The following is a 26,125-nucleotide window of genomic DNA, read 5'->3' as shown; positions in this document are numbered from 1 at the left end:
AGGAGATAAAAATGAAAAAACAACTAAAATGGATATTTTTAATTCTATTTATATTAATAGTTATAGTTACTGGTTTTACATTTACAGTAAGAGAAGGTTCATGTGCGATTGTAACAAGATTTGGAGAAATAAAGGATATATATATAGAATCAGGATTGCATTTTAAATTACCAGCACCTATTGATAAAGTTATTGTATATGACAAGAGAAATCAATATATGGATTCAGGATTTACTGAAACATTGACTAATGATAAAATAAATATTATTTTACAAACATATTTAGTATGGAATATTAGTGATACAGAAAAATATTATACTAGTGTAGAAAATACTTTTGTCGCTCAAAAGCATTTGAATGATTTAGTTGCAAATATAAAAAACAGTGTACTTGGAAACTATAAATTATCTGCTTTGGTTTCTACAGATTTGGAAAGCATAAAAATAAATGAAATATCAAAGCAAATAGAAAAGCAAGTTTCTACTGCTGCATTAGAAAACTATGGAATAAATATAAGTACATTAAAAATAAAAAGGTTAGCATTACCGTCTGCAAATATTCAAAGTGTATTTGACCAAATGATAGCCGATAGACAAAAATATGTTTCTAAATTTATTTCAGAAGGAAATAGAGATGCAGCTATAATAGAAGGTCAAGCAAATGCTGATGCTGCAGAAATATTGTCAAATGGTCAAATAGAAGCAGCACAAATAGATGCTGAAACAGAGAAACAAATTGCCCAACTTTATGGTGAAGCATATGATAAAAATTCAGAGCTATTTATATTCTTAAAAAAACTGATAGCACTTGAAAATTCAGTGAATCCAAATACAGTTATCATAATGAGGCAAGAGGATTCTCCATTTGATATAATTGAAAATTTAAATTAGGTGATGTTATGGATAATAAAAATTTTGATAATTTTACTAATATAATAGTATATATAATAAAGTATTTTAAATGGATTATAGCAGGTGCATGTTTGCTTATCTTGCTTTCAGGTATTTTTAGAGTTGAAAGTAATGAAGTAGCAGTTGTTTTAAGATTTGGTAAATTAGTAGGTGTAACGCAACAACAACAAATAAAACAACCAGGTTTACATTTTGCCTTACCTTTTTTTATTGATGAAGTAATAAAAGTACCAGTTAAAACTGTACAAGAAAAAAATATTAAAACGCATTATTCTTATGGAGCAACTATATCTGATGATATAAAAAGTAATGGATACTTAATAACTGGTGATTCAAATATCGTATTTATAAATGCTAAATTAAAATATGTTATAGATGAACCAATTAGATATGCATTGTATTATAAGTATATAGATAAATTAATTGATGGCGTTGTAAGTGGTGAATTAACATCAATAATATCATCCTTAGATATTGATAGTGTTTTGACAAGTGGCAAATCGCAAATGTCTTCTGATTTAATCAACAATACGCAAAGGATTTTACACCAATTAGATTGTGGAGTTTCAGTTACAAATATTGAATTGACTGAAATCATACCTCCTGCTGAAGCAAAAGAGTATTTTGAACAAGTAAATAATGCTTCAGTTAAAAAAGAAACTCTAATTCAAAATGCTAAGGAATATAGAGAGGTTACAATATTAAAATCTGAAGCAGATGCTAATAATTATTTACAAACAGCTAAAACAAATCAATTTGAAAAAATATCACAAGCAAAGAAAGAAATAGCAGAATTCAATGGATTATATCAACAATATACCAAAAATGAAAGCTCGGTAATTAATAGTGTTTTCAGGCAAAGGGTAATTAAAATACTTGACAAGATGGGTACTTCTATAATAGTTCCAGATGGTAAATCCCCAGTTATAGTATTGCCTTAGGAGGAGTTATGAAAGATATAGAAAACATGGTTGGAGATTCTTTAAAAAACTATGATAAACATTATATGACAAATAAAGAAATTAGAAAATTTAAGAAAGATATACTCGGTATGCTATTTGCCCTAATGTTTTTAGTTTCTGGAATAATTTATTCAAAATTATTTAAAGATCAAACTGTTGTAACAAGTTTCATATACATATTAGGAATAATAGTTATAAGTGTACCTATTTTTGTTACTGCAATCAAAGGACTGATTGATAAAGAACTGAAACATTCAATGGAAATACTTGTTTCAATCGCCATAATTGTTGCCATTTTAGATAATCAATATACAGTTGCAATACTAATACCTGTAATATTGACATTTGTACACTTTTTAGAAGAAAAGAGTATTATGGGTGGCAGAGAAGCAATTGAAGGTTTGAAAAAGATGCAATCATCTACTGCTATACTATTTACAGATGGTAAAACAAATAATGTTGATGCAAAATCATTGAAAATTGATGATGTAATAGTTATTATGCCAGGTATGGCTTTGCCTATAGATGGTGAAGTTGTTAACGGAATTTCAAGTATTGATGAAAAATCTTTAACAGGTGAACCACTTGCCAAAACTGTTGTAGTAGGAGATAAGGTTTATGCAGGTACTACAAACATACAAGGAGTAATAAGAGTAAAAGTAAATAAACAATTTGAAGATACCTCGTTTCAAAAGATAGTTAAACTACTTGAAGATGGTGAAAATATTAAATTACCAGAAACGCACATAGTTGATAAATTCATGAAATACTATATTCCACTAGCAATTGTTGTATCAATCATTGTATGGATTTTTTCTCAAAATATTTCTAGAGCAATAGCAGTTTTAGTTGTTAGCTGTCCATGTGGTCATATGCTAATTAGCTCTGCTCCAATGATAGCTGCATTGTCAAATGCCACAAAAAAAGGTATCCTAATAAAAAATTCATCTTTTGTAGAGTATTTATCAAAAGTAAATTATATAGTATTTGACAAAACAGGTACTATAACAAATGGAGACATGCTTGCAAATAGTTATTATCTTCAAACTGCAAAAACATTTGATGAACTTATTTCAATTGCAGCGTGCGTAGCACACAATTCATTGCATCCCGTGTCAAAATCTATTGTTAAACTTTGCAAAAATATAAACTTTGATAAAGATTATACAGTCAATGAAATAATCGGGAAAGGTGTTATTGGTACTAAAAACAACAATGAAATTATTTTGGGCAATTATAGATGGATTAAGTCATTGGGCTATGATTTAACTGATGAATATGAATCTACTGGAACTACAAATTGGGTTATAAAAAACAAAAATATAATAGGTTGTATCATATTTAAAGATACTCCTAGAGACGAAGCAAGTGAAGCTATACAAGAATTAAAAAAATTGGAAATAAAAAAGACATGTATATTAACTGGCGATAATAACCTAGCAGCAGAAAAAATCCAAAATGCAGTTGGTGCAGATATTATGTATAGTGAACTATTGCCGGAGGAGAAATTATCTATTGTAAAAGAAGCTAAGGAAAATTATATTGTAGGAGTAGTTGGTGATGGTATAAACGATGCTCTTGCATTGTCTGAGGCACATATTGGCATTGCTATGGGTGCAATGGGTTCAGATACAGCCATTCAAAGTTCAGATATAGCTTTAATGAACAATAATTTAAATAATATACCCTTTATAATAAAGTTATCAAGAAAAACTAAAAATATTATTTATCAAAATATTATTTTATCTTTTACCACCAGTTTAATTATGATTTTTTTAGCTGGAGCAGGAATAGTTACACCAATTTTCGGAGCATTTTTACACAATATAGGGGCTTTTATTGTACTAATAAATAGTAGTAGAATAATTAATGATAATGATATAAAATAATTTATATGTTGTTTTTACGAACGCTCTATTATAAAATAGATATTATAAAATAGATTAGTTGGAGGAAAGATTTGAAAAAAATAATATTATTAGTTCTTGTAATTGCTTTAGTTTTGTGTTTACCAATAAGTGCGGACCCTGGAGATAACACCGATCCAATAATTGTTTTAAGCTATTTAAATCAAAGAATTAATGAATTAGTTAGTCAGTACAAATTAGATAAAATTGAAGAAATACAAAAGACTACTGAAGAAAACCAAGCAACAATTGATGAACTTAATAAAAAATTAGAAAATTCTGATGAAAGTACTACTACATTGGAAGTAGTTAATTTAGCTGCTGGTGAGAAGCTAATTGCTGGTGCCGGAGTTGAAATTATTCTTAGAGCTGGAACAGTAACTGCAATTGCAAGTGATCTTGGTGGTTTATCAGATGTTACATTGGCTTCAGACATCAAACAAGACGTAGAAATACAAAAAAATCACTTAATAATCGTTCCACGTAACGACGGTCGTGGTGTTTTAGCACAAACCGATGCTATATTAATGGTTAGAGGTTCTTATATAGTTACGAAATAATTTTAATATTTAGCTTAGGAGAAATAAATGAACAACTATTGTCTAATGACATTTAAATCCATAACGTTTGTTATGCAATTTGAAAAACTTATGAAAACAAACAATATGGAAGTAAAAATTATACCTGTACCAAGGTCAATAAGCACAAGCTGTGGCATGTGTGGAAAATTTGATATGAGTATAAAAAACAATATAATGAAAATATGTAGAAATAACAATGTAAATTATGATAATGTTTACGAATATAATTAGGTGGTAATGTATGTATAGGTTATGGGCTAAAACAATCATAAATAATAAAATGATTGATTCAATAGATATACAAAACAATGAAAATATAAGCTTAAATGAAAAAAGAAAAAAATGCTTTAATCAAATTTACTATAAACTTGACATTAGTGCACCTATTTGGCTTACTAAGCATGCACAAGAATTTGATGAGTTTAAAAGAATAACTTTTAAAAAAGATGATTTCGTAGACGAAGTATTTTTTGATAAATTAGAAATAGAATTAGTTGATGATGGAACGGATAAAAAGCATAAAAAATCTAACTAACTTTATAATTTAGTATGTAATAAAACTTTACATAAATTATTCAAAAGGAGCAAAATTATGTTAAGCAAACAACTTATTGAAGATGTGTTAAACGCTGCATTGTCTACTAGCGGAGATTTCGCTGAAATTTTTGTTGAAGATAGGACAAACAGTCAAATAACACTAATTGGTGGAATTGTTGAAAATACAATTTCAGGAAGAGATTATGGTGTAGGTATTAGAATATACAAAGGATTTAATAGTGTATACGCTTTTACGAACAAATCTGATAGAGAAACACTTATTAAGACAGCTAAAAAAGCCGCTCAAGCAATGATTGGTTGCCACAATGATTTAACATTGAATTTAATAAAATCAGATGTAATTAACAATCACAAAATCCTTAAATATCCAGATAAAGTTTCTAAGTTAAAAAAAGTTGAAGCTATGAGAAAGGTATATGACGCTGCTAAAAATTATGATGACGTAATTAGCCAAGTTTCTGTAACTCACCTTGACCACAACCAACATATTATGGTTGCAAACTCTGAAGGATTATGGAAGGAAGACACAAGAGTTAGAAATAGAATTGTTGTCAGTTCAGTAGCCAGTAAAAACGGTGAAATGCAAACCGGATATCTTGCACCTGGTGCTATGAGAGGATTTGAATTTATTGAAAATTATGACTTAGAAGCATTAGGAAAAGAAGCATCACGTATAGCTAAAACTATGGTTAATGCTTCCTACTGTCCTAGTGGTAAATTTCCTGTACTTATAGACAACGGTTTTGGTGGAGTAATATTCCATGAAGCATGTGGTCATAGCCTTGAAGCAACAAGTGTTGCAAAAGGAACATCTGTATTTGCAGGTAAAGTTGGAGAAAAAATAGCATCAGACGTTGTAACTGCAATAGATGATGGTACTTTACCAAATGAATGGGGTTCAATAAATATAGACGATGAAGGAACTCCTTCTCAAAAAAATGTATTAATAGAAAACGGTATACTTAAAGGATATATGATTGATAGATTGAATGGTAGACGTATGGGACATGCCTCTACTGGTTCTGGAAGAAGACAATCATACAAGTTTGCCCCTACTTCTAGAATGACTAACACATATATTGCTTCTGGTAATTCTAAGCGTGAAGATATGTTTGCAAATACTGAACGTGGTATTTATGCTCGTTACATGGGTGGTGGTAGTGTTAACCCAAGTACAGGTGAATTTAACTTTTCAGTACTAGAAGGATATCTAGTAGAAAATGGCAAAATAACTACTCCAGTTCGTGGTGCTACACTTATTGGCAAAGGAACCGAAATACTTAAAAAAATAGATATGATATCTGATAATTTATCATATGGACAAGGTATGTGTGGTTCATCAAGTGGTAGTGTACCAACAAATGTTGGACAGCCGCTTATTAGAGTTTCAGAAATAACTGTAGGAGGAAGAGAGGAATAATTATGGAAAAGAAAATATTAATCGATAAAATTTTTCAATATGGAAAACAACTTGGTCTTCAGGATATGGAAATATCCTATAATAGTGATACCTCTTTTGACATAGGAATATTTAAGCAAGAAATTGATAACTACAGTTTAAGTGATAATAACAAGCTATCTCTTAAAGTAATATATAATGGTAAATTAGGTAACTCATATACAGAAAAAATTGATGAAACATCTATTGAAATGCTTGTAAATGAAGCTATAGAAAATGCAAAAATCATAAGTTCAAGCGATGAGGTTGAAATATTTGCAGGCTCCAAAAATTATACAAGTGTTAATACATATAACGAAAATTCAGAAAAAGTATCCGATATAGACAAGATTAACTTTGCAAAAAAAGCAGAAGAAATTGCATACTCATTAGACAAAAGAATTGTTCAAGTTCAAGATTGTATGTATATTGATGGGACTGAAGAATCTATCCTTGCCAACACAAAAGGTTTGAATTTACAAAATAAAAGTAACTATGTGTTATCTTACATAGGTGTTGTTGCAAATGATGGAAAACAAATAAAATCTAGCTATTCTTTTGCATGCGGTAGAGATTTTTCAAAATTAGACCCAGAAGAAATGGCTACTGAAGCTGTTAAAAAAGCTTTATCGATGCTTGGTGCTAAAAGTATTAAATCAGGTAATTATCCAATTATCATTAAAAATGAAACTATGGGTGATTTGCTTAGTTCACTTACATCTATTTTCTCAGCTGAAAATGTTCAAAAAAATCTATCATTGCTTAAAGACAAGTTAAATAAAAAAATAGCTTCTTCCATGTTAACAATAGTTGATGATCCATTTATGGAATGTGGCCTTGCATCAAGATCATATGACTCTGAAGGTGCAGCTTGTACGTATAAAAAACTAATAGACAAAGGAATATTAAAAAGCTATCTATATAATTTAAAAACTGCTAAAAAAGATAATGTTGAAACAACAGGTAACTCTCTTGGTAGTTCTAGGATAGGTCCTTCTAATTTCTATATTGAAAATGGTAATAATTCATTGGAAAATATAATGAATAGTGTTAAAGAAGGCTTGCTGATAACTGGACTTGATGGATTACATGCTGGACTTAATGCAATATCGGGAGATTTTTCTTTATCTGCATCTGGATATTTGATTGAAAATGGTACAATTAAGCATCCAGTAGAACAAATTACTGTTGCTGGCAATTTCTTTGAGATGATAAAAAGCATTGAAGACATAGCTAATGATTTAAAATTTGGTTTACCTGGTGAATCATACATTGGAAGTCCTTCTATCAAATTTAAAGGTTTAGCTGTTGCTGGTGAATAATAGTAACAAACAACATAAATAGTTAATAAAGTATAAACCACGAGCACATAATAATTTATGTGCTCGTTTGATTTGAAAACTTAATTTGATAATAACTAATTTGTTTTTTCGTACTCATTAAACAAAAGTGTTATACAATATAAACCTGCTAATCCAATTACGCCATATACAATTCTACTCAAAAGCATTGCAGAACCTCCAAATATAGCTGCCACTAAATCAAATTGAAATAGTGAAATAAGACCCCAATTTATTGCTCCTATAATAACTAGAACAAGTGCAAATTTATCCATTCAATATTCCTCCTATACATATTAACTAAAGTTATTATTTCAAATTTTTACTATATTATTCATATTTTTTATTAATTATTTTCTATTTACTCACTTAATGATTAATTTTTTATCGTGTCATAATACAAATAACTGAATATACTAATTTAAAAGCAAGGTTAAGGAGGTAAATTCATATGAAATATAATCCTTGTGATAGAAACATATCCAACGAAACCCAAGATGAAACTGTAAAAGCAACTGCATGCAACCCTGAATGCAACCCTATAATAGAAGATTTATGTTGTAACAATTGTTTTAATATTGATAGTTCACTTCTATTCTTCTTTTTAATTTTAGTTTGCATATTTAAAAATTCTGATTGTTGTATTAGCTGTGACACTTTATTATGCTTCTTCCTATTGTTAGTTGTATTAATGAACAAATATTGCGACAAAGATATGTGCTGTTAAATAAAAATAGACAGCATTAAGTAATGTAATAGAAAAGTTTGTAATTCATTTATGACAGTAGCCCTGATGATACTAAAATCATCAGGGCTACTGTTTTTTTATTAAAATATTATGGAATCATTCCTTTTGATTTTAAAAATTCCAATGCTACACTTTTTGGGTTTTGTTGCAATTCGTCTACTTTATAATTAAGCTCCATCATAACTTCATCTGTCAATATTTGTCCTAATTCTTCAAGTAATACCGCAATTTCAGGATAATCATTCAAAACTTCAGAACGTATAATAGGTATTGCATAATATGGAGGGAAGAATTTTTTATCATCTTTAAGCGCCTTCAAATCAAATTTTTTCAATAATCCATCAGTTGAAAAGGCATCAATTACATCTACTTCTTTATTAATAAGCGCTGTATATCTTGGTGCACCATCAAGTGTGAAGGTTTCTCTCATTTTAAAACCATATGCCTTTTGTAAACCTGGTAATCCATCCTCACGATTGGAAAATTCAAAATCAGTTCCAGATTTTAAGTTTGACGCAACCTTTGCAAAATCACTTATCTTTTCCAGATGATATGTTTCAGCTGTCTCATGTGTTACAGCTAAAACATACGTATTATTAAAACTCATTTGCTTTAATACTTCTATATTGTAGAGAGATTTAAACTCATCTTTAACCGTATCGTACACCTGTTGCATATCGCTGTTGGAAGGGTGCTGTAATGTATCACTGTATGCCGTTCCACTATACTCAACATATAGATCTATCTCTCCAGCCCTTAAAGCTGAAAAACAAACTTGTGTTCCACCTAAATCCATATTTCTTTCAACTGCAATGTCAGTATTAGCCTCAATAAACTCAGCAACCATATTTCCGAGTATCGCTTGTTCAGTATAATCTTTCGACCCAACTGAAATTGTTCTAGAATTACTCACTTTATTACCAATAGAGGTAAAAATAAAAATAGCAACAACTGCTAATGCAGAAACACTCAGAATCATCTTTTGCATAGCGCGCTTTTTCTTTTTTAAATTATTGTCCCCTTTTTGAAGACTGATAGGTGTAACCATCTTTTCAATCAAACTTATCAAGAAATCAACGAGCAAAGCCAATAAACATGCTGGTATAGCTCCTGCAAGAATCTGATAGTTATTTACTGTTCTTATACCCGAAAATACAAGATATCCAAGACCACCTGCTCCAATAAAAGCGGCCATTGTCATAAGTCCAACTGCAGTAACAGAGGCAATACGTACCCCCGCCATTATAACAGGCAGAGCCAATGGTATCTGCACCTTTGAAATAACTTGCCAACGTGTTAAACCTATTCCCTTAGCAGATTCAAGAGTCTGGGCGTTGATATTTTCAATTCCAGTATAGGTGTTTTTAATAATTGGAAGCAAGGAATACAAAATAACCGCAACTACTGCTGGCAATGTACCAATTCCGAGAATAGGAATCATAAATCCCAATAACGCCATACTTGGAATCGCCTGAATAACATTAGCAACAGATAAAATTGGTTTACTCGCTTTTCTGGAATAGGAAATCAAAATTCCAAAAGGTACACCAATTAGAACTGCTAATCCGACTGAAATAGCAGTCAATTTAATGTGTTGTATAATAAGCATAAAAATCTGCTCATAGTTAGCCGCAAAATATTCTAATAATTTAATTATAGGTTCTAAAAATTTCAATATTAATCCTCCTCTTCATAATCAAAGTATTGCTGACTAAGAGTTGTAACTAAGCTACTACGTGTAACTAAACCTACTAGATGGTTGTCAGAATCTGTGACTGGCACGGTAGATGTATGATTTTCTGTTACAATCTTCAACGCATCTAAAATGCATTGTTCAGGTAATAATACCGGAAAATCTGTACGTATAAACTTTTCTACGCTTTGCGACTTATCTTCGACAGCTCTTATATGTCTTGCTTTCACCACACCCAGTAGCGCTCGGTCATCAGAATCAATAATTAAAAGGCTGTCCACCTTGTTTTGTCGCATTTTATCAATACACTTTAGTATGGATAAATCCTTCAAAGCAGTGATAGGTCTTTCTATCATAATATCAGATATTTTCATATATTCAGGAGAAGACCAAATTCTATTTTTACCCACAAAATCAGAAACAAAATCATCAATCGGATTTTTCAGTATATTCTCCGGAGTATCGTATTGTAGAATTGCACCATCCTTCATTATGCAAATCATGTCCGCTATTTTAATTGCTTCGTCCATATCATGAGTAACAAAAACAATTGTCTTCTTTAACTTAGATTGCAACTGTACCAGTTCATCCTGCAAATCAGATCTTGTAATAGGATCAAGCGCTGAGAATGGCTCATCCATCAAAATAATATCTGGATCAGTTGCAAAAGCACGAGCAACCCCAACTCGCTGCTGTTGACCTCCGCTTAGTTCTGATGGATAACAATCTAAAAACTCTTCGCTGTGAAGCCCTACCATTTGCATCAGTTTCAATGTATTCTCATTTATTTTTTTAGGATCAACATTTTGCAATTTGGGAATAATTTCGATGTTTTGACGTACAGTCATATGTGGAAAAATTCCAGTTTGCTGAATAACATATCCAATATTTCTTCTTAGCATAACCTCATCAATAGACTGAATATTTTTTCCCCCTATATAAATAGAACCGCTTGTAATCTTAATTAAGCGATTAATCATTTTAAGTAATGTAGTTTTTCCACAACCACTCTCTCCAATAATTGCTACGAGCTTGCCTTTTTCAATTGTGAAGTTAATATCTGTTAGGACATGTTTGTTTTTGTATCTTTTTGAAACATCTTCAAATCTAATCATTTCCTATACCTCCTTACAAAGTAACAACTTATTATATTATAAAGTTGTTACTTTGTCAAATCAACAAAAAAGTTCTCGTAACCGTTTTTGGCTTCGAGAACTTAATAATTTTATTTTACTTTTAATGGATATAAAAAATTTTTAACACGCTGCGAAGAATCCTCCTGAGGTAAAAAATACAGAATATCATGTTCTAATAGTGTAACATGAGGACCTGGAGATTTAAGTAAAGTATCTTCTCTTTGGATAGCAAGTACAGTGGCTCCAGTATATTCCCAAAACTGAATTTCAGCAATGGTTTTGTTAAGAAAAATACATTCAGAGGTTATTCGTGTTTCAAACGGCATAAATGGATTCATCGATCTAAAATGCTCTGATGCCGTAATTAGATCTGATAAGCAATTATTTAGTATCTTCATCTCACTTTGCTGGCGAGTAATACTTTTCATTAAATTATCCTTTATACTATCAATCGTTTGACGCTTCCTGTAATGCTTAATAAAGGTTACCGCATTTTGATGTGATTTAATTGTGACACCACTACCTTTTTCTGATATAACGATACCCAGATCACATAATACACAAATAGCACGCCTTGCTGTTTCTGATGAAACACCATATTGACTTGCTATAGCTGAGCGTGCGTAGACCTTTTCACCTATCTGATATTCTTCACTAGCAATTCGCGAGGCAATTTCAATTGCAATTTGTTGATATCGCGGAATTTGAGTTTTACTTCTATTATTAGTTTTATCTTCCATATATTATTCTTTCCTTTGCAAATAAATTTGTATAGTCTATGAAATTAGTATATAGGATAAATATAAATAATACAATATTATATATTTAAAGTATGATAATTATAATTTGTAACAATTTATCTAATAAATGCATATAATAAAAACACTATTGTATATGGAGGTAAAAATGAAAAAGTTTTTAGCTATTTTTTTAACAGTTATAATGGTATTAATACTTGCATGTGGATGTGATAAACAAAACAACAGAATGACACAAAATGTAAGATTAGTAGAAGTTACTCATTCTGTTTTTTATGCACCTCAGTATGTAGCAATTGAAAAAGGTTTTTTTACAGATAATGAAATAGAAATAGAGTTAATCAACGGTGGTGGCGCAGATAAATGTATGACAGCCCTTCTAAGTGATCAGGCAGATGTTGCATTTATGGGTCCAGAGGCTAGTGTATATGTTTATAAGCAAGACAAAGAAGACTATGTTGTAAACTTTGCACAGCTCACGCAAAGAGACGGTTCTTTTATAGTTGGTAGAGAAAAAAATGATGACTTTAAAATTGAGGACATGAAAGGCAAAACTATTCTTGGCGGAAGAAAAGGTGGAATGCCGTTAATGACTTTAGAATATGTACTTAAACAGCATGGATTGACACCAAATGTAGATTTAACAGTTAGAACTGATATACAATTTGATATGATGGCAGGAGCATTTGCTTCGGGTGAGGCTGACTATACCACTCTTTTCGAGCCATTGGCTTCAAATTTTGAGGCAGAACAAAAAGGATACATTGTAGGTTCTTTGGGTGCAGAAGCAGGATATATTCCATACACATGTTACTGCACACTTCTTAGCAGCATTGAAGGAAAAGAAGAACTAATTCAAAATTTTACCAATGCAATATATAAAGGCATGATCTGGGTACAAAACAATTCCGCGGAAGAAGTTGCAGAAGCTATTCTTCCACAATTTCCTGATTCCAATATAGAACTCCTTACTCAGGTTGTACAAAGATACAAAGATCAGGACACCTGGAAGCCTGATTTAATTTTAGGTAAAGACGGATATGACAGAATGATAGATATTATAATAACTGCAGGAGAATTAGAAGAAGGAGCACCTTATGACAAAGTATTTGTAGACAAATTTGCAAAGGAAGCTATGAAAAATACTAAATAGATAGATATTAGTTTTATATATAACTTAAAATTTAATAAAATTAAAAAGCACTTTAAATGTATAATTAATATATGACTTATCATTTAAAGCGCTTTTACTTTGTACATTCTGATGTTTATATTGTTGTTATTTATATTCTTACAATGTTTTCATTGTTAATGCTTACTCTCAAGTGCATATTCAGCGAAATTTCTATAAATTTACTCCATATAATTTTTATATTTTTCTCTTAAATAATTTATAAACTCAATCTTCATATTCGAAAATGATTTTTTATAATTGGTATAGAAATAAGTATTAGAATAATCATTAAATACTGTCATAAATTTATCTATTCCAGACTGATTTATTAAGTAATTTACAAATAACGGTGAAAATAGATAATTATAAGTATCAGCATCATCTAATAATTTTGGACCAATATATTCATAGCCTCTTATAAAAAATAATTCATATGAATCAAATGTATTATATCCAATATTATTATCTATTTGATACTTACTATAAACTTCATAAACCCTATTTGCATCTGTATTATCTGAATTCTTACATTTTTCAAGATATTTTATATCTGTATTTTTAAAATAAATATCAAACTTATACTTACAGTATTGTGCAATTCCTTCACGCATAAAAAGGCTCGGCACTCTATAACCTACTGGTTCTAACGATACTACATGTGCATACTCATGTACAAAACTATCTATATGCTTCAAAAATACACCTTCAAAAGCATTGTATTCTGACCTAATTCCATAATTATTATCGAAATAACACACTAAACCTTCCACATATTTTTTCGTGTATTCAACAGGTAAATAATCTCTTACATCCTTCATTTCTTTTTCAAATGTATGTATACATTCTTTTACATCTATATAAGCTCCATCATAGCCTGTGATTTCTGTATTGTCATCTTCAAAACCACGGTGGAAACAGTACTTCATCCACTCTGTTGTTATTGCAATTGGATAATGCTCATCACCATATATCTCATATCTTACAGGCAATGTTTCATCCTGTAATGCTATATTGCAACCTATACTTTTTAACCATTCATCACAATATTTTTTATATTCCTTATCAAAGTCAAGTGTTAACTCTGATGAGCTTAATAGAAGCTCTTTAAGCTTGTCCTCTCCATACTTTTCAATTATATAGTTTACAAATTCTTTTGCTATGTATCTTGATTTCTCTATTTCATCTTCTTTATAGTATTCTGTCAAAAATACTGGCAAAGTTAAATCCATAACCTCTGTGTTCTTTTCTATAAACGTCAATATTTCAGAATTATCTAAAACCTGTGATTTATCATCAATAATTTTTAATTCCTTTTCTAGCTGTTTTGAAATTCCATATATTAATCCATAGTTACATTTTTTATCTGTTAATTTAAACATGGTCTGAATTATAAATTCTTCTATGCAACTGCTTTCTTCATCTAATTTAAGGTATACAGCATCTTTTTCAATATGGTTATAGAAATCAGGGCTTATGTAGTACTCAGGTATATCAGTTAAATTATATTTTTCTCTTAAATAATTTATAACCATATATGTGTCAGATACATATTTTACTCTTTTATCCATTTCAACTGTGCTGTCAAACCAGTATGTTATATTATAAGTTTTAAATGATTCAAAAGTCATATCAGTTCCTCTTGTGTCTTCACTCTTATCAATTGGGTCATACATGACATATTTTGATTCAGATTCTTCTGGTGCTTCAATTTTTTCAGTAGTGTATGGTAAATCTTCTTTATTACACCCTCCAAACACAGCTATGGCTAATATTAATATTAAGAGTAGTAGTTTTTTCATATTATCAACTCCAATCATATACTAGTATTATCAAGTATACTGTCTTAATTCATTATTTTCTACCTATATATAAATAATGCTGACTAGCTCCGAGAAGCTTTTTATCCTCTCCTAGTGCAAATCCAACCCTTATCCATTTCTGTATATCTTCTTCAGGTAATAATAAGATATCTCTTTCCCTACAACCCAAAATATTTTCAACTCCTGCAAATGCTAACTGTTTTAAGTTATATTCCTCCATTAGCTTCAAAGCTTCTTCAGAACTTGAAAAATATGCTGTAGTAAAACCACTTTCTACATTATTTACTCCGCTTTCAATATATCCTAATAGTTCCCTAACATCATCCTCACCATTATCAAACTTCAAGTATGCAAAATTATCTTGAATTGGAGCATAGTTAGATATAAATGAAGCTACAATTATTCCTCCATCTTTTAATAAATTAACAGCTCCCTTCAAAGCTTTTCGTCTGTCAGCTTTATTAACTAAATGATACAAAGGTCCCATAAGTAAAACCACATCATATTTTTTATTATGTTCATCAAGTTCTAAAGCATCTCCCTTTATATATCCAGCCAGATTTGTATTTAACTCTTTTGATTTTTCTTTAGCAATATCAATATTATGCTGCGATAAATCAAGTAGTGTTACATTGTGACCTTTATCTGATAAATAAAATGAATACCTTCCAGGTCCCCCACCTATATCAAATATATCTAAATTATCTCCAACAATAAATTTATCTAAGTATTTCTTAGTTATTTCAAATTCTATTCTGTGTCTGTCAAGCCTTGACCATTCATCATATTTATTATCATAAAAATCTTCTACTAAATTCATAATTACTCCCATAATATTTATTAATTATATTTTGTAAATACTAGCTAATTTGTCTATCAATTAATTTTAGTTCTACTTGTTTTAATTTCTCCAATTGTTCTTCTGAACTGCTTATTTCTTTCAAAAACATAGATTCTTTCATTTTATCAAATACTCCTATTAATTCTTACCCTCCTTAATTAGTAATAAATATTCAATAGCTATTATACCAAATATTTACATTTAAATCAACTGTTTACAAATAACCATTTCTATCGGAAAACTAGATTTTAACGTTTCATGTTTTATCACATTAAATCCATTGGAATTCAAAAACATTCTATATTCATCAGGTGACCATACTTTAAACGCTTTAAAACCTGTAAATATTCCCATTATGGAAAATAATTTTGCTTTCAAACTTCCTTTGTGACAAAAATTCGGAGCAAATAAAGTTCCTTCTTCTTTTAGAACACGTTTAATTTCTAAAAGTGCTTTTTCTGGATAAGGCATAATATGCAAACAATTTGATATAATAACCGCATCAAAGCTATTATTTTGGTAAGGAAGTTTAGTTGCATCTGCAATTTCAAAACTAACATTTTCCGGCTTTCTTTTTAACTGTGCTGTTTTTATCATTTCTTCTGAGAAATCAGTTGCAATAACTTTGTTTGCTTTATCAGCTATATTTACAGCAATATTTCCAGTACCTGTTCCTACTTCCAAAACATCTAAATCATTAACATTATTTCTAATCAATTCATATATTTTTTTATAGGATTTTTGATCTTTTTTAATTACAAAATCATAATGTTTAGCATTTCTATCCCAACACTTTTTATTATCATTCAATGGAATCACCTCCTAAATTTTGACGTTAGTTATGACTAACTAATTAAATTATATCACATTTTTACTAAAATTAGTAAATAATTTTTAATTAATTTATTAGTCACAGACGGTTCTTTTATAGTTGGCAGAGAAAAAAATGATGACTTTGAAATTGAAGACATGAAAGGCAAAAATATTCTTGGCTGATATACAATTTGATATGATGACAGCAGAATTAGAAGAAGGCGCACCTTATGACAAAGTATTTGTAAACAAATTTGCAAAGGAAGCAATGAAAATATCAAATAATATCTCCCTTACTTATTATGTAAATACAAAAATGTGCATCATTTAAACAGATGCACATTTTTATTATATTTTTTAACATTTGCTGAAATTCACTTTACACTTAATACTAATTCAATTTTTTCACAACTGTTTTTTTTGCTATGTACTTAGTCCATTTTATATATCCATATGTTGTATTGGTAAAATATCCTGCTTTAAGTACTAATAATATCCATTGACCAGCCATAATATTAATTGCTGTTTCAAGAGCTGAACATATATACCAAGCTATCCATTGTTCTCTGTATCTTAGCAATATAAACACTCCATTTGCTATTCCTACTGCACTTGCACATGCATCAAGGTAGCAACAAATTTGCTCTATAAGCGGATAATCAGAAATTATACCCTCGACTTCAATTTTTGTTAGTAAATATCCAACTACTACAGTCCATATCACTATTCCGCAAACAACTAATATACTTTGCTTAGTGCTTAGCTTTCTTACTACAGTTAATTCTTCATTAACTGTATCTTTATGTCTGTTCCAAGTAATAAAACTAATAATATCAATAGGTATCCAGAAAAACAAAGTTACTGCCAAAGTTGCAAACCTATAAGCTAAAATAATACATATAGCAATTTCAGTAACCTCAACAAGCAATGATACTATAAAGTTCCATTTACTTTGCTTTGCAATCAACAACTCACATGCTACATTACTAAATATATCAACTAAATATAACACCATTATTATTTTACCATTAATACCTCTTGTTTCTTCCTCAGGAAATATAAATGCAAACAAAATTGATAAAAAAACAATGCTTAAAAACCACATTTTTTCATATAATGTAAAAAATTTTAGAAATTGTTTTATTTTTTTCATGTTGTCCCCCTATAACTTTATTTTACAATTATACATATTAATTCTATATAACATATTTGTCAAGATAATATTATATAACAAAAATAATATATGCAAAAAATCAAAAAAAATAAACCGAATATTTAAAAAGCAGATACTTTAAATGAAGTATCTGCTTTTACTACTTTTATATTCTAATTATTTATCATCTATTCTTGGTGTTCTAACATTAAAACTATTTTTCTTCAATGCTTTTACAACCTTTTCAAAATCTTTACAATCAATGCTTAAGTGAATTTCTTCCAAATTCATAACATTTGAATCCATTAATACAATATTTTTTATATTACCACCAGCTTTTGCAATTGTATCAGTCATTTTAGCAATAGTTCCTTTAAAATTGCAATTGTATATAGTAAGTTCATTTACTCTATCTCCAAATATTTTTTGATATTCTTTAAATATAGACTGATGAGTTACTATACCTAATAAATTATTTGTATTATCTATAATTGGAATAAATCGATATTTCGAAGTAATGAAAATTGCAGCAGCGTCCTGTATTGGTAGCTCTTGATTAATTGTCATTATTTTTGTTTTTACCATATTCTTAACTTTATTGTTTAAAAATTCAATTTTAGATTGTCCACAATAGTTCTTAAAGTATTCTTCATATAAATTCTCTTTTGATAAAACACCAATAAATTGTTTTCCATCAACAACAGGCAAAGACAAAAGTCTGTTTTCTTCAATTATAATTAGTGCTTCTTCCAATGTGTTATCAACAGAAAGACATCTTAGTTGATTAAATGGAATCATTATTGCCTTTACTAACATAATTTCACCTTCCCTTTATTTTTTGCAATATAAATTTTATTTCTATCCTTATATATACACACTTTTTACAAATATAAACATAAATTTTCAAATTTTTCTATTGAGAATTTCTTTTCATTATCCTCTTAATCAAAACTCCATATCCGAACTGTTATAAGTTTTAAACTGATTTATTCACATATGTTGTCTATACGATCGTTAGCACGAGATGCTTCTTCTTTTGCTTCAAATGCTAATTTTTTTACATCCATTATCATACCATATATACTAACATAATGATAAGTATCTTTATCTGGTTCCATTGAACCATCCAACGGTTTGCTTTTTACAATATATACCATGTTATCAAAAAAAACAATCGAGCCTATTTCATAGCTACTAGCTTTACTTGCTTCAAATACTGTATATCCTTCACCTTGTGCACCTTGTGGACCTTGTAAACCTTGTAAACCAATCTCTCCTTTTGGACCCTGCTCTCCAACATCTCCCTTTTCTCCCTTAATTCCTTGTTGTCCCGTCTCTCCTTTTTCTCCTTGTGGACCTTGTGAACCAGTCTCTCCTTTTGGACCCTGCTCTCCAACATCTCCCTTTTCTCCTTTAATTCCTTGTTGCCCTGTTTCTCCTGTTTCTCCTTGTAGACCTTGTGAACCAGATTCTCCTTTTGGACCCTGATCTCCGATATCTCCCTTTTCTCCTTTAATTCCTTGTTGTCCTGTTTCTCCTTTTTCTCCCGGTATAACATTAAAATCTTTCATCGTAGATACAGCTATATCTGCAATTAACTTTTCATTATTTTTATTTATTATATAACCTGTTAAAAAACTTGAAACCGTAACTAGCACAATTGCACCTAATATTATGTATAGAATTAGCGCTGCTTTCGATACCTTAATTGAATTATTTTCCATTGCTACATTCTCCTTATTATATATTATTTTAATTAGTTATCAATATTTAGTATTATAATTTCAAATGCCATCATTGTCAATATTTGTATTTGTTGAATTTCCCTATTTTCACTTTATTATTTGAACATCAAAATAGCTCTTTGCCTTGTAAAATCAAGGATTTTTAAAATCCTCTCCCCAGCTATTTACAAAGAGCCAAAAAAAGCTCCTTACTTAACTAAAAGTAAGGAGCTTAAATACTTCTATTGAACTACTTTTTCAATTAGTCTTTGCAATATTATTGCAACTTGTAATCTTGTAGCATTTCCTTTTGGATCTAAAATATTATTTCCTTTTCCACCTATTAAACCAGTCTGTATAGACCATTGCATTGCTTCATTTGCCCATGTTGAGATATTGTTACTATCTTTAAATTCGTTTAAATCTACATTTAGAATTGTATCAATTTTATATCTTTTTGCATAATTAAATAAGATTACTGCTAATTCCTCTCTTGTTACATCGTCATTTGGAGCAAAACCATTACCTTTTCCTTTAACTATACCTTCTTTTGTAGACCAAGCTACTGCATTACTGTAATATTCATTTAATGGCACATCGTCAAATTTCAAATCCCCGCCTTTAGGCATATTTTCTAATCTATGTAGCACAGTTACTAGCATAGCTCTATTCATCGATATATCAGGACTAAATTTATCGAATCCTGTTCCACCAAACAATTCTCTTGAAACTACAAAATCTATTGATGTTTTATAAAGATTAGATTCATTAACATCAGAATATTTTTTTTCATTATTTCTTAAAACTACTTTTGCATCATCCGAAAGTATAAAGATAATTTTTCCATCTTTTGTCACAGACTTTTTAATAATTTCCTCTGTACTATTGGAGCCTAAAATTACTGCTACTGTACTAGAATTTATTTCTTTATCAAATATAGTAATATCTAATGTATCATCAAAACTCTTATCTATTACATAACTACCGTCATCATTTTTCATTACTGATATTGACATATCTTCCTTTGAATCATTCAATACTGTGTTTGGTATTTTAGCATCTAGTAAACCAGTTTTTATGATAATGTCAGCACCTGTTTTTTCTGCAATAACTTTAGCTGCATCAGATGGTATTGTAAAAGTTATATTAAGTTCATTGTTATTTATTTCTGGAACTAAAAGGATTTGGTCCACTTTATTGTTTTCAATTTCTTTTATTATTTTATCAGCTACGCTTTTATCAATAATTACATTTGATTTTCCATCATTATCCATATCTACTGTTGCAATTATTTCTAAAATTTTATTTCCATCTGCATTTGTTTTTATTTCCAATTTCACTTCTGATTTTGTTTGTGGTGAACTAATAGAACCACCATTTTCTACACTAGGTGTTTCGTTACCGTCATCTATACTTGGAGTTTCATTTTTCTTCCATTGTGCAAATAAATCCACTAAGTATTCGTCTTGCATAAAATTCGAATATCTAAAAAAACTATTTACAGTATATGAAATTCCACTTTCATCTTTAGCTGTATTCCATCCAGTAAGAGTATACCCAGATTTAGTATAACCTGTATCACCTAGATATACATTTAAATCTGGTGCTGATGCTAGTGCCAAGAATATTGAACATTTAGAATCATTATCGGTTATTCCACCGTTACCATTTAAACGTAATGTCTTAGCAAAATTTTTTGAAAAGTATTGAGCATCTAGCTTTGTGCTTTCAGAAAAATCAACTGACTCGCCTGGTAAAAACCATCTTGTTTCGCCATATACTGAGCCAGCTCTCCATCCTACAAAATATGATTCCCCGCCTCTTGATGTAGGTGATAAATATGGAATTTTAGCATTTCCGTTTAAATATATTGAGTAATTTGGTTCAGCAATTTTCACATAATGCTCATTAGTATATTCACCTAATAAACTAGCAGAGTTTTTATCATTTCCTGCCCAAAACACATCAGTGTCAATAGATATATTACTATTTTTACTTTCTAATGCTGACTTACCTTCGCCACCTATTATAACAATTGGATCAGTCTTTGAACTACCAGATATAGTAATTTTACCATCTGCTTTTATTGCTGAAGCACTAGTACCTCCTGTAATAGTACACCCCACGCTATTATACGAATCAATACTTATATATCCCTGTGCCGATATTGCAGATTCACTTGATACACCACTAATACTAGTAACTCCAAAAAAATTTATTTCTGCATTATCTGGTATGTAAATTAATCCACCAGAATAGTTGTCATATAAATGTAAATGAATTTCGTCATTAGAAGTATAATAACTCCATCCTAATGTTCTATTATCATAATTTTTACTAGCATCATATTCCTTACCATCAATAACTGCTATTAATGGCGTATATATCGCTTTTAATTTAATATTGTCTAAAACTTCTATAGTATCATCAGCTAAATATATATTTTTTCCGTCTTCTGTCTGCCAACCTTCGAATCTGTATCCCGCCTTATGCGAATTTGGTAGATAACAAATTTCATTTGTACTATATGGAATAACTTTATCTATCTCACCTTGATATTTATCAATATAACCTGATAATGTAACCGCTTTTAAGTCATCGTTAGTCCATACAGCATACAAATCATCTTCGTAATCTTTATCTTCAAATTGATAATTATTTGTTAATAAAATTATTTGATCATAATTATTTTGATCTTTAGACCAACCTACCTGAATTTTATCATTATTAGAAAATAAATTTCTATGGTTATTTAATTCTACTAATGCTGAATAAGAATCATTAAAAATATATGGTACTGTAGTTTCGCCATTAGATGTTGTTCCACCATTTCCAATAAAATTCAATTTGAATTCTATTGGTTCACAACAAATATATGATTGATTTGTATATTCACCCTCTACAGAGTCGCTAGCCGTATTTCCAACAAATATTTTGAATAGCCTAAATCTATTCAGTTGGATATCATTAGCTATAAGAGCTGCTGAATCTTTTGAAGTAGCTGCAAAAGGACCTGATATACGTATATTTTCAGCTTTAATTGCAGGAAAACCACCAGTTACATTTATTTTAAATGTACCGCTATAAAGATTTTTGGTTATACTATCATTATAAATTCTAACATCCTTCGAACTTTCAATTCCAGCTGAATTTGATGACGTTATTTCAACATTGCCATTCACATCAATACTAAGGCTGTAAGGACAATATATTGCACCACCATTATAATTAGTTAAACTTAAATATCCATAACTATCATTATCATAATTATACTCCCATCCATCACCACTTTGATTTTTTGTAGCATCATACTCCTTTCCATCTACAATAAGTACATCTTTATATGTAGATACACTAGTGTTAATATTCTCTGTAGCTTCTACACTAATTGTAAATAAAGGCGCAAATACAGCTCCTAACATCATGCATAGTACTAAATTAATAGATACTAGCTTTTTTACTTCTTTTTTCATTTTTATATTCCTTTCTAGTTACATTTATAGATTTTTCTAGTAGGCCCAACGTTAACCAGAAAAATATTGAGGTTATGCACATACTAATTCCAAAAAAAGCTTGAATACAATAACACAATACTGCACTACCACATATTGCAGCATCTATATTTGTACTGTTTTTTACCCATCTTATTGCTGAACTAGCTAATGCTAACAAGTAAAATATTAGAGCAAACAAACCCTGGTTAACAATTATATTTAAATACTCATTATGTGCTACGTCAACTAACGCATAAATCGTAAGGTCTAGCTTTTCATCATATCTTTGAAAGTGTGTGGCCATTCTATCTAATAAAGTATCAGGTCCACCACCCAAAAATAATTTTTCTGGTATAAGATTAATAACATTTTTCCAAATATATATTCTTCCTGTACCATATTCATCTTCCCAATTTCCATGTAACAGCTCATGTGCCTCAAACAGCGTTTCATTTCCTTCAAAATCATAATTCCATAGTAAAAAAATGCCTAAAATAATAAATAAAAGTATAACTACACATAAAAGTTTTTTAATTTTAGTTTTGACTGGTAATACAACGGGCATAACTAGTATTAAACCAACAACTTCGCCCAAAATTCCTGCTTGAACCTTTATAGCAAAAGTGACAATTATGCACAATATTAAAGGAACTAACAAAAAAAATTTTCTTTTTTCAGACATTCTAATAACACCAATTAAAAATATTGGTGTAGTCAAACACAATAATGCAGATGCTAAATCAATATTACCTACTGTACTTATGTAAAAACCAGCATATTTAACATTGCCATCAAAATAATTATATCCTTTAGGATATAATGAAAATGGATTATAGCCCATTAATTGTATAATTGATATACAACAAAATATTGTCATAGATAAACCTAATATATAAATCTGCCACTTAGCAGGTTTACCATATATTGATGTAGCAAAAAAACATATACAATATATTGCAATAGTTAATAAGCCTTCAAAACGAGATCCACCTTTGAAAGCAACGCTATGATTATCAGAAAAAATTGCAGATAATAGTGAAAACAAAAAAAATACTAAAACCAGCTTTTGAGTCCATGACGTAGTTTTCAAACTACTCCATAAAGAAGAGAGCTTCTTTTGACCAATAAATAAAAGTTCAACATATAGTAATATAATTAATAATAAATATATGCAAGAGATAATACAAAACATATTAAATTTTACTTTAGTTATATTTTGGTACCCCTCATGACCAACATAGAGTAAATAAATTGTTAACATTAGAACAATATATATAGATGTAATTTTTTCAAATACATTTGACCATTTATCTTTTTTTTCATTTAATATCATAAAAGCTACTTTCCTCCAATTGCTTTAGCATTATTACTTGTTGCTAAAGCCAGTACAAATATCATATACACTTTTACAATTATACCATCATTTAGTTTATTTACAAGTCTAAATGTTGTAAAATTTAGTTAAATTACTAATAATTATTTATTCAATTCTCACCTAAACTATTGACAAAGAGCCGAAAAAATAAAGTGTGCAATTATAACACGCTTTATTTTTTATCATACCAAAAAATTTTTATTAAATAATTTTACCAATTCCAAATTGCTTAACTTGCTCAAGCATATGCCCGATATTACCTTCTCCTGCAAATTTATTCATGTCAAAAAAATCTTCATTTTCAGTAAGCCATATTAGTGGGTGTAATTCTTGCTTTAAAATAATTTCTTTGTTTAAAATCCCTACATATACTTCAACATAACAATCTTGATTGTAATAAACAAAGTCCATCATGTGAGTTATGTTTACATCTTCTTTTGCTATTCCTGTTTCTTCTTCAAGTTCTCTATATGCTGCTATAAATCCATCTTCATTTTTCTCTATTTTGCCTCCAACTAGATTATATAGACCTTTGTATGGATCCTTCAATCTTTTGCAAAATAACAGCTTAGATTTATCTTTGCTGTAAATTATAATACAATTATATCCTTGCATTTTTTCTCCTGTCAAATTTAATATTATTTTTTAAAATTATGATTTTTGGTTTATTTGATATGTGCAAAATACGGACTTTTTCTTTTGCCTTTTCCTCCTATATCACCATTTATTAAGTTTAATGCATTCAACACATGAAAGAAAAATAAACAATTTTCATCATTTCCACCTTCTTTTGAACTATAAATATCAGGCTTATATCTCTTTAAATCATTGCAACTACATAAATTTCTTTTGAATGCTTTGTAAGTTTCGTCAATAATATTCAATGATAAGGATAACGTAGATTTTCCACTAATAAAATAAATTGCGTCTTTTGATATTCTTGTTACAGTCATAGTTCCTTTTTTAGGATTTTCAAAAATAGTTCCTATAAAGTTTTGCCTGTCGATTTGACTTGAAACGGAAATTTCTTTTATTTGCATATTTTCATCAGACATTTTTTCACCCCTTATATTTCATTTAATATAATATATGCTGGTAACTGATATAAATGTTCTTATGAAAATATTAGCTTTTAATTTAATTAATCCTTTTTTTCTTTTGTAAATAATTATAATAATTTTATGTCATATGTATTTTCATTATTTTTATAATAGTAAAACTCACTTATTTTTTCATTTATAAAAATCTCAAACATTTTATCAAAATCATTAGCAAGATTATAATTATTTATTTCATTAGCTTTTATCCAAAATACTTTGCCTTCCTCAGAAGATTGTAATTCTCCTTCAAAACAATTTGTTTTAAAAAACAGTACCACATAACGAGCATCTTCTCCTGTTTGCCATTGTTTCATTCCACATAGTTGCAAATTGCTTATTGATAAACCTGTCTCCTCTCTTACCTCCCGAATTGTAGATTCAACAAACGATTCACCATTCTCAACATGCCCTCCTGGGAAAGTTATTCCTGGCCAATTCTTATCTAATCTATCTTGTACTAATATATTTCCTTTATCATCATAAATCATACACATATTTGTAAATACTGCCTGTTCCATGACTATCACTCTCTTTCTTTTTTGTCATTTTAATTATATATACTGATTGCTTGACTAGATGTTATCTGATATCTTGCGTAA

26 protein-coding genes are annotated in these 26,125 nt (G+C 29.4%); 11 read left to right on the top strand and 15 right to left on the bottom strand.

The features are described from left to right. Positions 1-11 precede the first annotated feature (11 nt). From hflC to JYG23_RS01225, 8 genes are all read left to right on the top strand, one after another. On the top strand, positions 12-890 hold the full coding sequence (gene hflC, locus JYG23_RS01260; protein WP_207236652.1) for a protease modulator HflC: 879 nt from the start codon (positions 12-14) through the stop codon (positions 888-890). An 8-nt stretch (positions 891-898) separates the two neighbouring features. Continuing rightward, the gene (hflK, locus tag JYG23_RS01255) at positions 899-1,852 is read left to right on the top strand and encodes a protease modulator HflK (protein WP_207236651.1); all 954 of its coding nucleotides are present in this window, start codon (positions 899-901) and stop codon (positions 1,850-1,852) included. A gap of 8 nt (positions 1,853-1,860) precedes the next feature. After that, positions 1,861-3,762 carry a cation-translocating P-type ATPase gene (locus tag JYG23_RS01250; RefSeq protein ID WP_207236650.1) on the top strand — a complete coding sequence of 634 codons (1,902 nt, stop codon included), beginning with the start codon at positions 1,861-1,863 and terminating at the stop codon, positions 3,760-3,762. Between the two features lie 71 nt (positions 3,763-3,833). After that, positions 3,834-4,340 (top strand): hypothetical protein, encoded by a 507-nt coding sequence (locus JYG23_RS01245; RefSeq protein ID WP_207236649.1) that lies wholly within the window; start codon positions 3,834-3,836, stop codon positions 4,338-4,340. A 27-nt stretch (positions 4,341-4,367) separates the two neighbouring features. Further along, complete coding sequence (locus tag JYG23_RS01240; RefSeq protein ID WP_207236648.1) at positions 4,368-4,592, top strand: DUF3343 domain-containing protein; 225 nt, start codon at positions 4,368-4,370, stop codon at positions 4,590-4,592. Positions 4,593-4,602: 10 nt separating this feature from the next. Further along, positions 4,603-4,896 (top strand): hypothetical protein, encoded by a 294-nt coding sequence (locus tag JYG23_RS01235; RefSeq protein WP_207236647.1) that lies wholly within the window; start codon positions 4,603-4,605, stop codon positions 4,894-4,896. A gap of 57 nt (positions 4,897-4,953) precedes the next feature. Continuing rightward, entirely contained in the window at positions 4,954-6,339 is a 1,386-nt protein-coding gene (locus tag JYG23_RS01230) for a TldD/PmbA family protein (protein ID WP_207236646.1), read from the top strand. A 2-nt stretch (positions 6,340-6,341) separates the two neighbouring features. Beyond that, a complete protein-coding gene (locus tag JYG23_RS01225; RefSeq protein WP_207236645.1) occupies positions 6,342-7,679 on the top strand; it encodes a TldD/PmbA family protein in 1,338 nt (445 codons plus the stop codon). Between the two features lie 95 nt (positions 7,680-7,774). Here the strand turns inward: JYG23_RS01225 and JYG23_RS01220 are convergent, their stop codons facing one another. After that, positions 7,775-7,972: a DUF378 domain-containing protein gene (locus JYG23_RS01220; protein WP_207236644.1), complete on the bottom strand. Its 198-nt coding sequence runs from the start codon at positions 7,970-7,972 to the stop codon at positions 7,775-7,777. A 176-nt stretch (positions 7,973-8,148) separates the two neighbouring features. Here JYG23_RS01220 and JYG23_RS01215 point away from each other — a divergent pair, with 176 nt between their 5' ends. Further along, positions 8,149-8,424, top strand: a complete 276-nt coding sequence (locus tag JYG23_RS01215) for a hypothetical protein (RefSeq protein WP_242631608.1) — start codon at positions 8,149-8,151, stop codon at positions 8,422-8,424. Between the two features lie 109 nt (positions 8,425-8,533). On the opposite strand, the gene JYG23_RS01210 is transcribed toward JYG23_RS01215, so the two are convergent. The 3 genes from JYG23_RS01210 to JYG23_RS01200 form a co-directional block, all read right to left on the bottom strand. Further along, positions 8,534-10,054, bottom strand: a complete 1,521-nt coding sequence (locus JYG23_RS01210) for a glycine betaine ABC transporter substrate-binding protein (RefSeq protein ID WP_207237910.1) — start codon at positions 10,052-10,054, stop codon at positions 8,534-8,536. 68 nt (positions 10,055-10,122) lie between these two features. Continuing rightward, entirely contained in the window at positions 10,123-11,253 is a 1,131-nt protein-coding gene (locus JYG23_RS01205; protein WP_207236643.1) for an ABC transporter ATP-binding protein, read from the bottom strand. Between the two features lie 110 nt (positions 11,254-11,363). After that, on the bottom strand, positions 11,364-12,014 hold the full coding sequence (locus JYG23_RS01200; protein WP_207236642.1) for a GntR family transcriptional regulator: 651 nt from the start codon (positions 12,012-12,014) through the stop codon (positions 11,364-11,366). A gap of 166 nt (positions 12,015-12,180) precedes the next feature. Here JYG23_RS01200 and JYG23_RS01195 point away from each other — a divergent pair, with 166 nt between their 5' ends. Continuing rightward, positions 12,181-13,185 carry an ABC transporter substrate-binding protein gene (locus JYG23_RS01195; RefSeq protein WP_207236641.1) on the top strand — a complete coding sequence of 335 codons (1,005 nt, stop codon included), beginning with the start codon at positions 12,181-12,183 and terminating at the stop codon, positions 13,183-13,185. A gap of 200 nt (positions 13,186-13,385) precedes the next feature. Here the strand turns inward: JYG23_RS01195 and JYG23_RS01190 are convergent, their stop codons facing one another. The 3 genes from JYG23_RS01190 to JYG23_RS01180 all read right to left on the bottom strand — a co-directional run bounded on the left by JYG23_RS01190 (position 13,386) and on the right by JYG23_RS01180 (position 16,677). Continuing rightward, complete coding sequence (locus JYG23_RS01190; protein WP_207236640.1) at positions 13,386-15,005, bottom strand: hypothetical protein; 1,620 nt, start codon at positions 15,003-15,005, stop codon at positions 13,386-13,388. Positions 15,006-15,057: 52 nt separating this feature from the next. After that, complete coding sequence (locus JYG23_RS01185) at positions 15,058-15,846, bottom strand: bifunctional 2-polyprenyl-6-hydroxyphenol methylase/3-demethylubiquinol 3-O-methyltransferase UbiG (RefSeq protein ID WP_207236639.1); 789 nt, start codon at positions 15,844-15,846, stop codon at positions 15,058-15,060. Between the two features lie 222 nt (positions 15,847-16,068). After that, positions 16,069-16,677, bottom strand: coding sequence for a class I SAM-dependent methyltransferase (locus tag JYG23_RS01180; RefSeq protein WP_207236638.1), 609 nt, complete (start codon positions 16,675-16,677; stop codon positions 16,069-16,071). 178 nt (positions 16,678-16,855) lie between these two features. Between JYG23_RS01180 and JYG23_RS01175 the strand changes: the two genes are divergently transcribed. Further along, complete coding sequence (locus JYG23_RS01175) at positions 16,856-17,011, top strand: hypothetical protein (RefSeq protein WP_207236637.1); 156 nt, start codon at positions 16,856-16,858, stop codon at positions 17,009-17,011. A gap of 60 nt (positions 17,012-17,071) precedes the next feature. Here JYG23_RS01175 and pnuC read toward each other — a convergent pair whose 3' ends face one another. From pnuC to JYG23_RS01135, 8 genes are all read right to left on the bottom strand, one after another. Next, the gene (gene pnuC / locus JYG23_RS01170) at positions 17,072-17,833 is read right to left on the bottom strand and encodes a nicotinamide riboside transporter PnuC (protein WP_207236636.1); all 762 of its coding nucleotides are present in this window, start codon (positions 17,831-17,833) and stop codon (positions 17,072-17,074) included. Positions 17,834-18,010: 177 nt separating this feature from the next. Next, entirely contained in the window at positions 18,011-18,649 is a 639-nt protein-coding gene (locus JYG23_RS01165) for an HPP family protein (RefSeq protein ID WP_207236635.1), read from the bottom strand. A gap of 170 nt (positions 18,650-18,819) precedes the next feature. Then, positions 18,820-19,557 carry a hypothetical protein gene (locus JYG23_RS01160; protein ID WP_207236634.1) on the bottom strand — a complete coding sequence of 246 codons (738 nt, stop codon included), beginning with the start codon at positions 19,555-19,557 and terminating at the stop codon, positions 18,820-18,822. A 242-nt stretch (positions 19,558-19,799) separates the two neighbouring features. Next, on the bottom strand, positions 19,800-23,030 hold the full coding sequence (locus tag JYG23_RS01155) for an S-layer homology domain-containing protein (protein ID WP_207236633.1): 3,231 nt from the start codon (positions 23,028-23,030) through the stop codon (positions 19,800-19,802). Next, complete coding sequence (locus tag JYG23_RS01150; RefSeq protein WP_207236632.1) at positions 22,996-24,384, bottom strand: O-antigen ligase; 1,389 nt, start codon at positions 24,382-24,384, stop codon at positions 22,996-22,998. The genes JYG23_RS01155 and JYG23_RS01150 overlap by 35 nt, the downstream gene beginning before the upstream one ends. Before the next feature lie 243 nt (positions 24,385-24,627). Continuing rightward, complete coding sequence (locus JYG23_RS01145; RefSeq protein WP_207236631.1) at positions 24,628-25,041, bottom strand: NUDIX hydrolase; 414 nt, start codon at positions 25,039-25,041, stop codon at positions 24,628-24,630. Positions 25,042-25,091: 50 nt separating this feature from the next. Then, positions 25,092-25,481 (bottom strand): hypothetical protein, encoded by a 390-nt coding sequence (locus JYG23_RS01140; RefSeq protein ID WP_207236630.1) that lies wholly within the window; start codon positions 25,479-25,481, stop codon positions 25,092-25,094. A gap of 113 nt (positions 25,482-25,594) precedes the next feature. Beyond that, positions 25,595-26,044: an 8-oxo-dGTP diphosphatase gene (locus JYG23_RS01135; protein ID WP_207236629.1), complete on the bottom strand. Its 450-nt coding sequence runs from the start codon at positions 26,042-26,044 to the stop codon at positions 25,595-25,597. Positions 26,045-26,125 lie beyond the last annotated feature (81 nt).

The sequence above is a fragment of the Sedimentibacter sp. zth1 genome (genome assembly GCF_017352195.1).
In the GTDB taxonomy this organism is placed as follows: domain Bacteria; phylum Bacillota; class Clostridia; order Tissierellales; family Sedimentibacteraceae; genus UBA1535.
Note: the sequence above shows the minus strand (reverse complement) of the source record. Positions and strands in the feature narration are given on the sequence as shown.

What these genes read in the sequence shown, in the direction of transcription:
- JYG23_RS01145 (WP_207236631.1), bottom strand. Translation starts at nt 25,041, where the DNA reads ATGCAAGGATATAATTGTATTATAATTTACAGCAAAGATAAATCTAAG.
- JYG23_RS01240 (WP_207236648.1), top strand. Translation starts at nt 4,368, where the DNA reads ATGAACAACTATTGTCTAATGACATTTAAATCCATAACGTTTGTTATG.
- JYG23_RS01250 (WP_207236650.1), top strand. Translation starts at nt 1,861, where the DNA reads ATGAAAGATATAGAAAACATGGTTGGAGATTCTTTAAAAAACTATGAT.
- JYG23_RS01200 (WP_207236642.1), bottom strand. Translation starts at nt 12,014, where the DNA reads ATGGAAGATAAAACTAATAATAGAAGTAAAACTCAAATTCCGCGATAT.
- pnuC (WP_207236636.1), bottom strand. Translation starts at nt 17,833, where the DNA reads ATGAAAAAAATAAAACAATTTCTAAAATTTTTTACATTATATGAAAAA.
- JYG23_RS01225 (WP_207236645.1), top strand. Translation starts at nt 6,342, where the DNA reads ATGGAAAAGAAAATATTAATCGATAAAATTTTTCAATATGGAAAACAA.
- JYG23_RS01150 (WP_207236632.1), bottom strand. Translation starts at nt 24,384, where the DNA reads ATGATATTAAATGAAAAAAAAGATAAATGGTCAAATGTATTTGAAAAA.
- hflC (WP_207236652.1), top strand. Translation starts at nt 12, where the DNA reads ATGAAAAAACAACTAAAATGGATATTTTTAATTCTATTTATATTAATA.
- JYG23_RS01185 (WP_207236639.1), bottom strand. Translation starts at nt 15,846, where the DNA reads ATGAATTTAGTAGAAGATTTTTATGATAATAAATATGATGAATGGTCA.
- JYG23_RS01140 (WP_207236630.1), bottom strand. Translation starts at nt 25,481, where the DNA reads ATGTCTGATGAAAATATGCAAATAAAAGAAATTTCCGTTTCAAGTCAA.
- JYG23_RS01215 (WP_242631608.1), top strand. Translation starts at nt 8,149, where the DNA reads ATGAAATATAATCCTTGTGATAGAAACATATCCAACGAAACCCAAGAT.
- JYG23_RS01195 (WP_207236641.1), top strand. Translation starts at nt 12,181, where the DNA reads ATGAAAAAGTTTTTAGCTATTTTTTTAACAGTTATAATGGTATTAATA.
- JYG23_RS01205 (WP_207236643.1), bottom strand. Translation starts at nt 11,253, where the DNA reads ATGATTAGATTTGAAGATGTTTCAAAAAGATACAAAAACAAACATGTC.
- hflK (WP_207236651.1), top strand. Translation starts at nt 899, where the DNA reads ATGGATAATAAAAATTTTGATAATTTTACTAATATAATAGTATATATA.
- JYG23_RS01220 (WP_207236644.1), bottom strand. Translation starts at nt 7,972, where the DNA reads ATGGATAAATTTGCACTTGTTCTAGTTATTATAGGAGCAATAAATTGG.
- JYG23_RS01190 (WP_207236640.1), bottom strand. Translation starts at nt 15,005, where the DNA reads ATGAAAAAACTACTACTCTTAATATTAATATTAGCCATAGCTGTGTTT.
- JYG23_RS01160 (WP_207236634.1), bottom strand. Translation starts at nt 19,557, where the DNA reads ATGGAAAATAATTCAATTAAGGTATCGAAAGCAGCGCTAATTCTATAC.
- JYG23_RS01210 (WP_207237910.1), bottom strand. Translation starts at nt 10,054, where the DNA reads ATGCTTATTATACAACACATTAAATTGACTGCTATTTCAGTCGGATTA.
- JYG23_RS01165 (WP_207236635.1), bottom strand. Translation starts at nt 18,649, where the DNA reads ATGTTAGTAAAGGCAATAATGATTCCATTTAATCAACTAAGATGTCTT.
- JYG23_RS01155 (WP_207236633.1), bottom strand. Translation starts at nt 23,030, where the DNA reads ATGAAAAAAGAAGTAAAAAAGCTAGTATCTATTAATTTAGTACTATGC.
- JYG23_RS01135 (WP_207236629.1), bottom strand. Translation starts at nt 26,044, where the DNA reads ATGGAACAGGCAGTATTTACAAATATGTGTATGATTTATGATGATAAA.
- JYG23_RS01230 (WP_207236646.1), top strand. Translation starts at nt 4,954, where the DNA reads ATGTTAAGCAAACAACTTATTGAAGATGTGTTAAACGCTGCATTGTCT.
- JYG23_RS01235 (WP_207236647.1), top strand. Translation starts at nt 4,603, where the DNA reads ATGTATAGGTTATGGGCTAAAACAATCATAAATAATAAAATGATTGAT.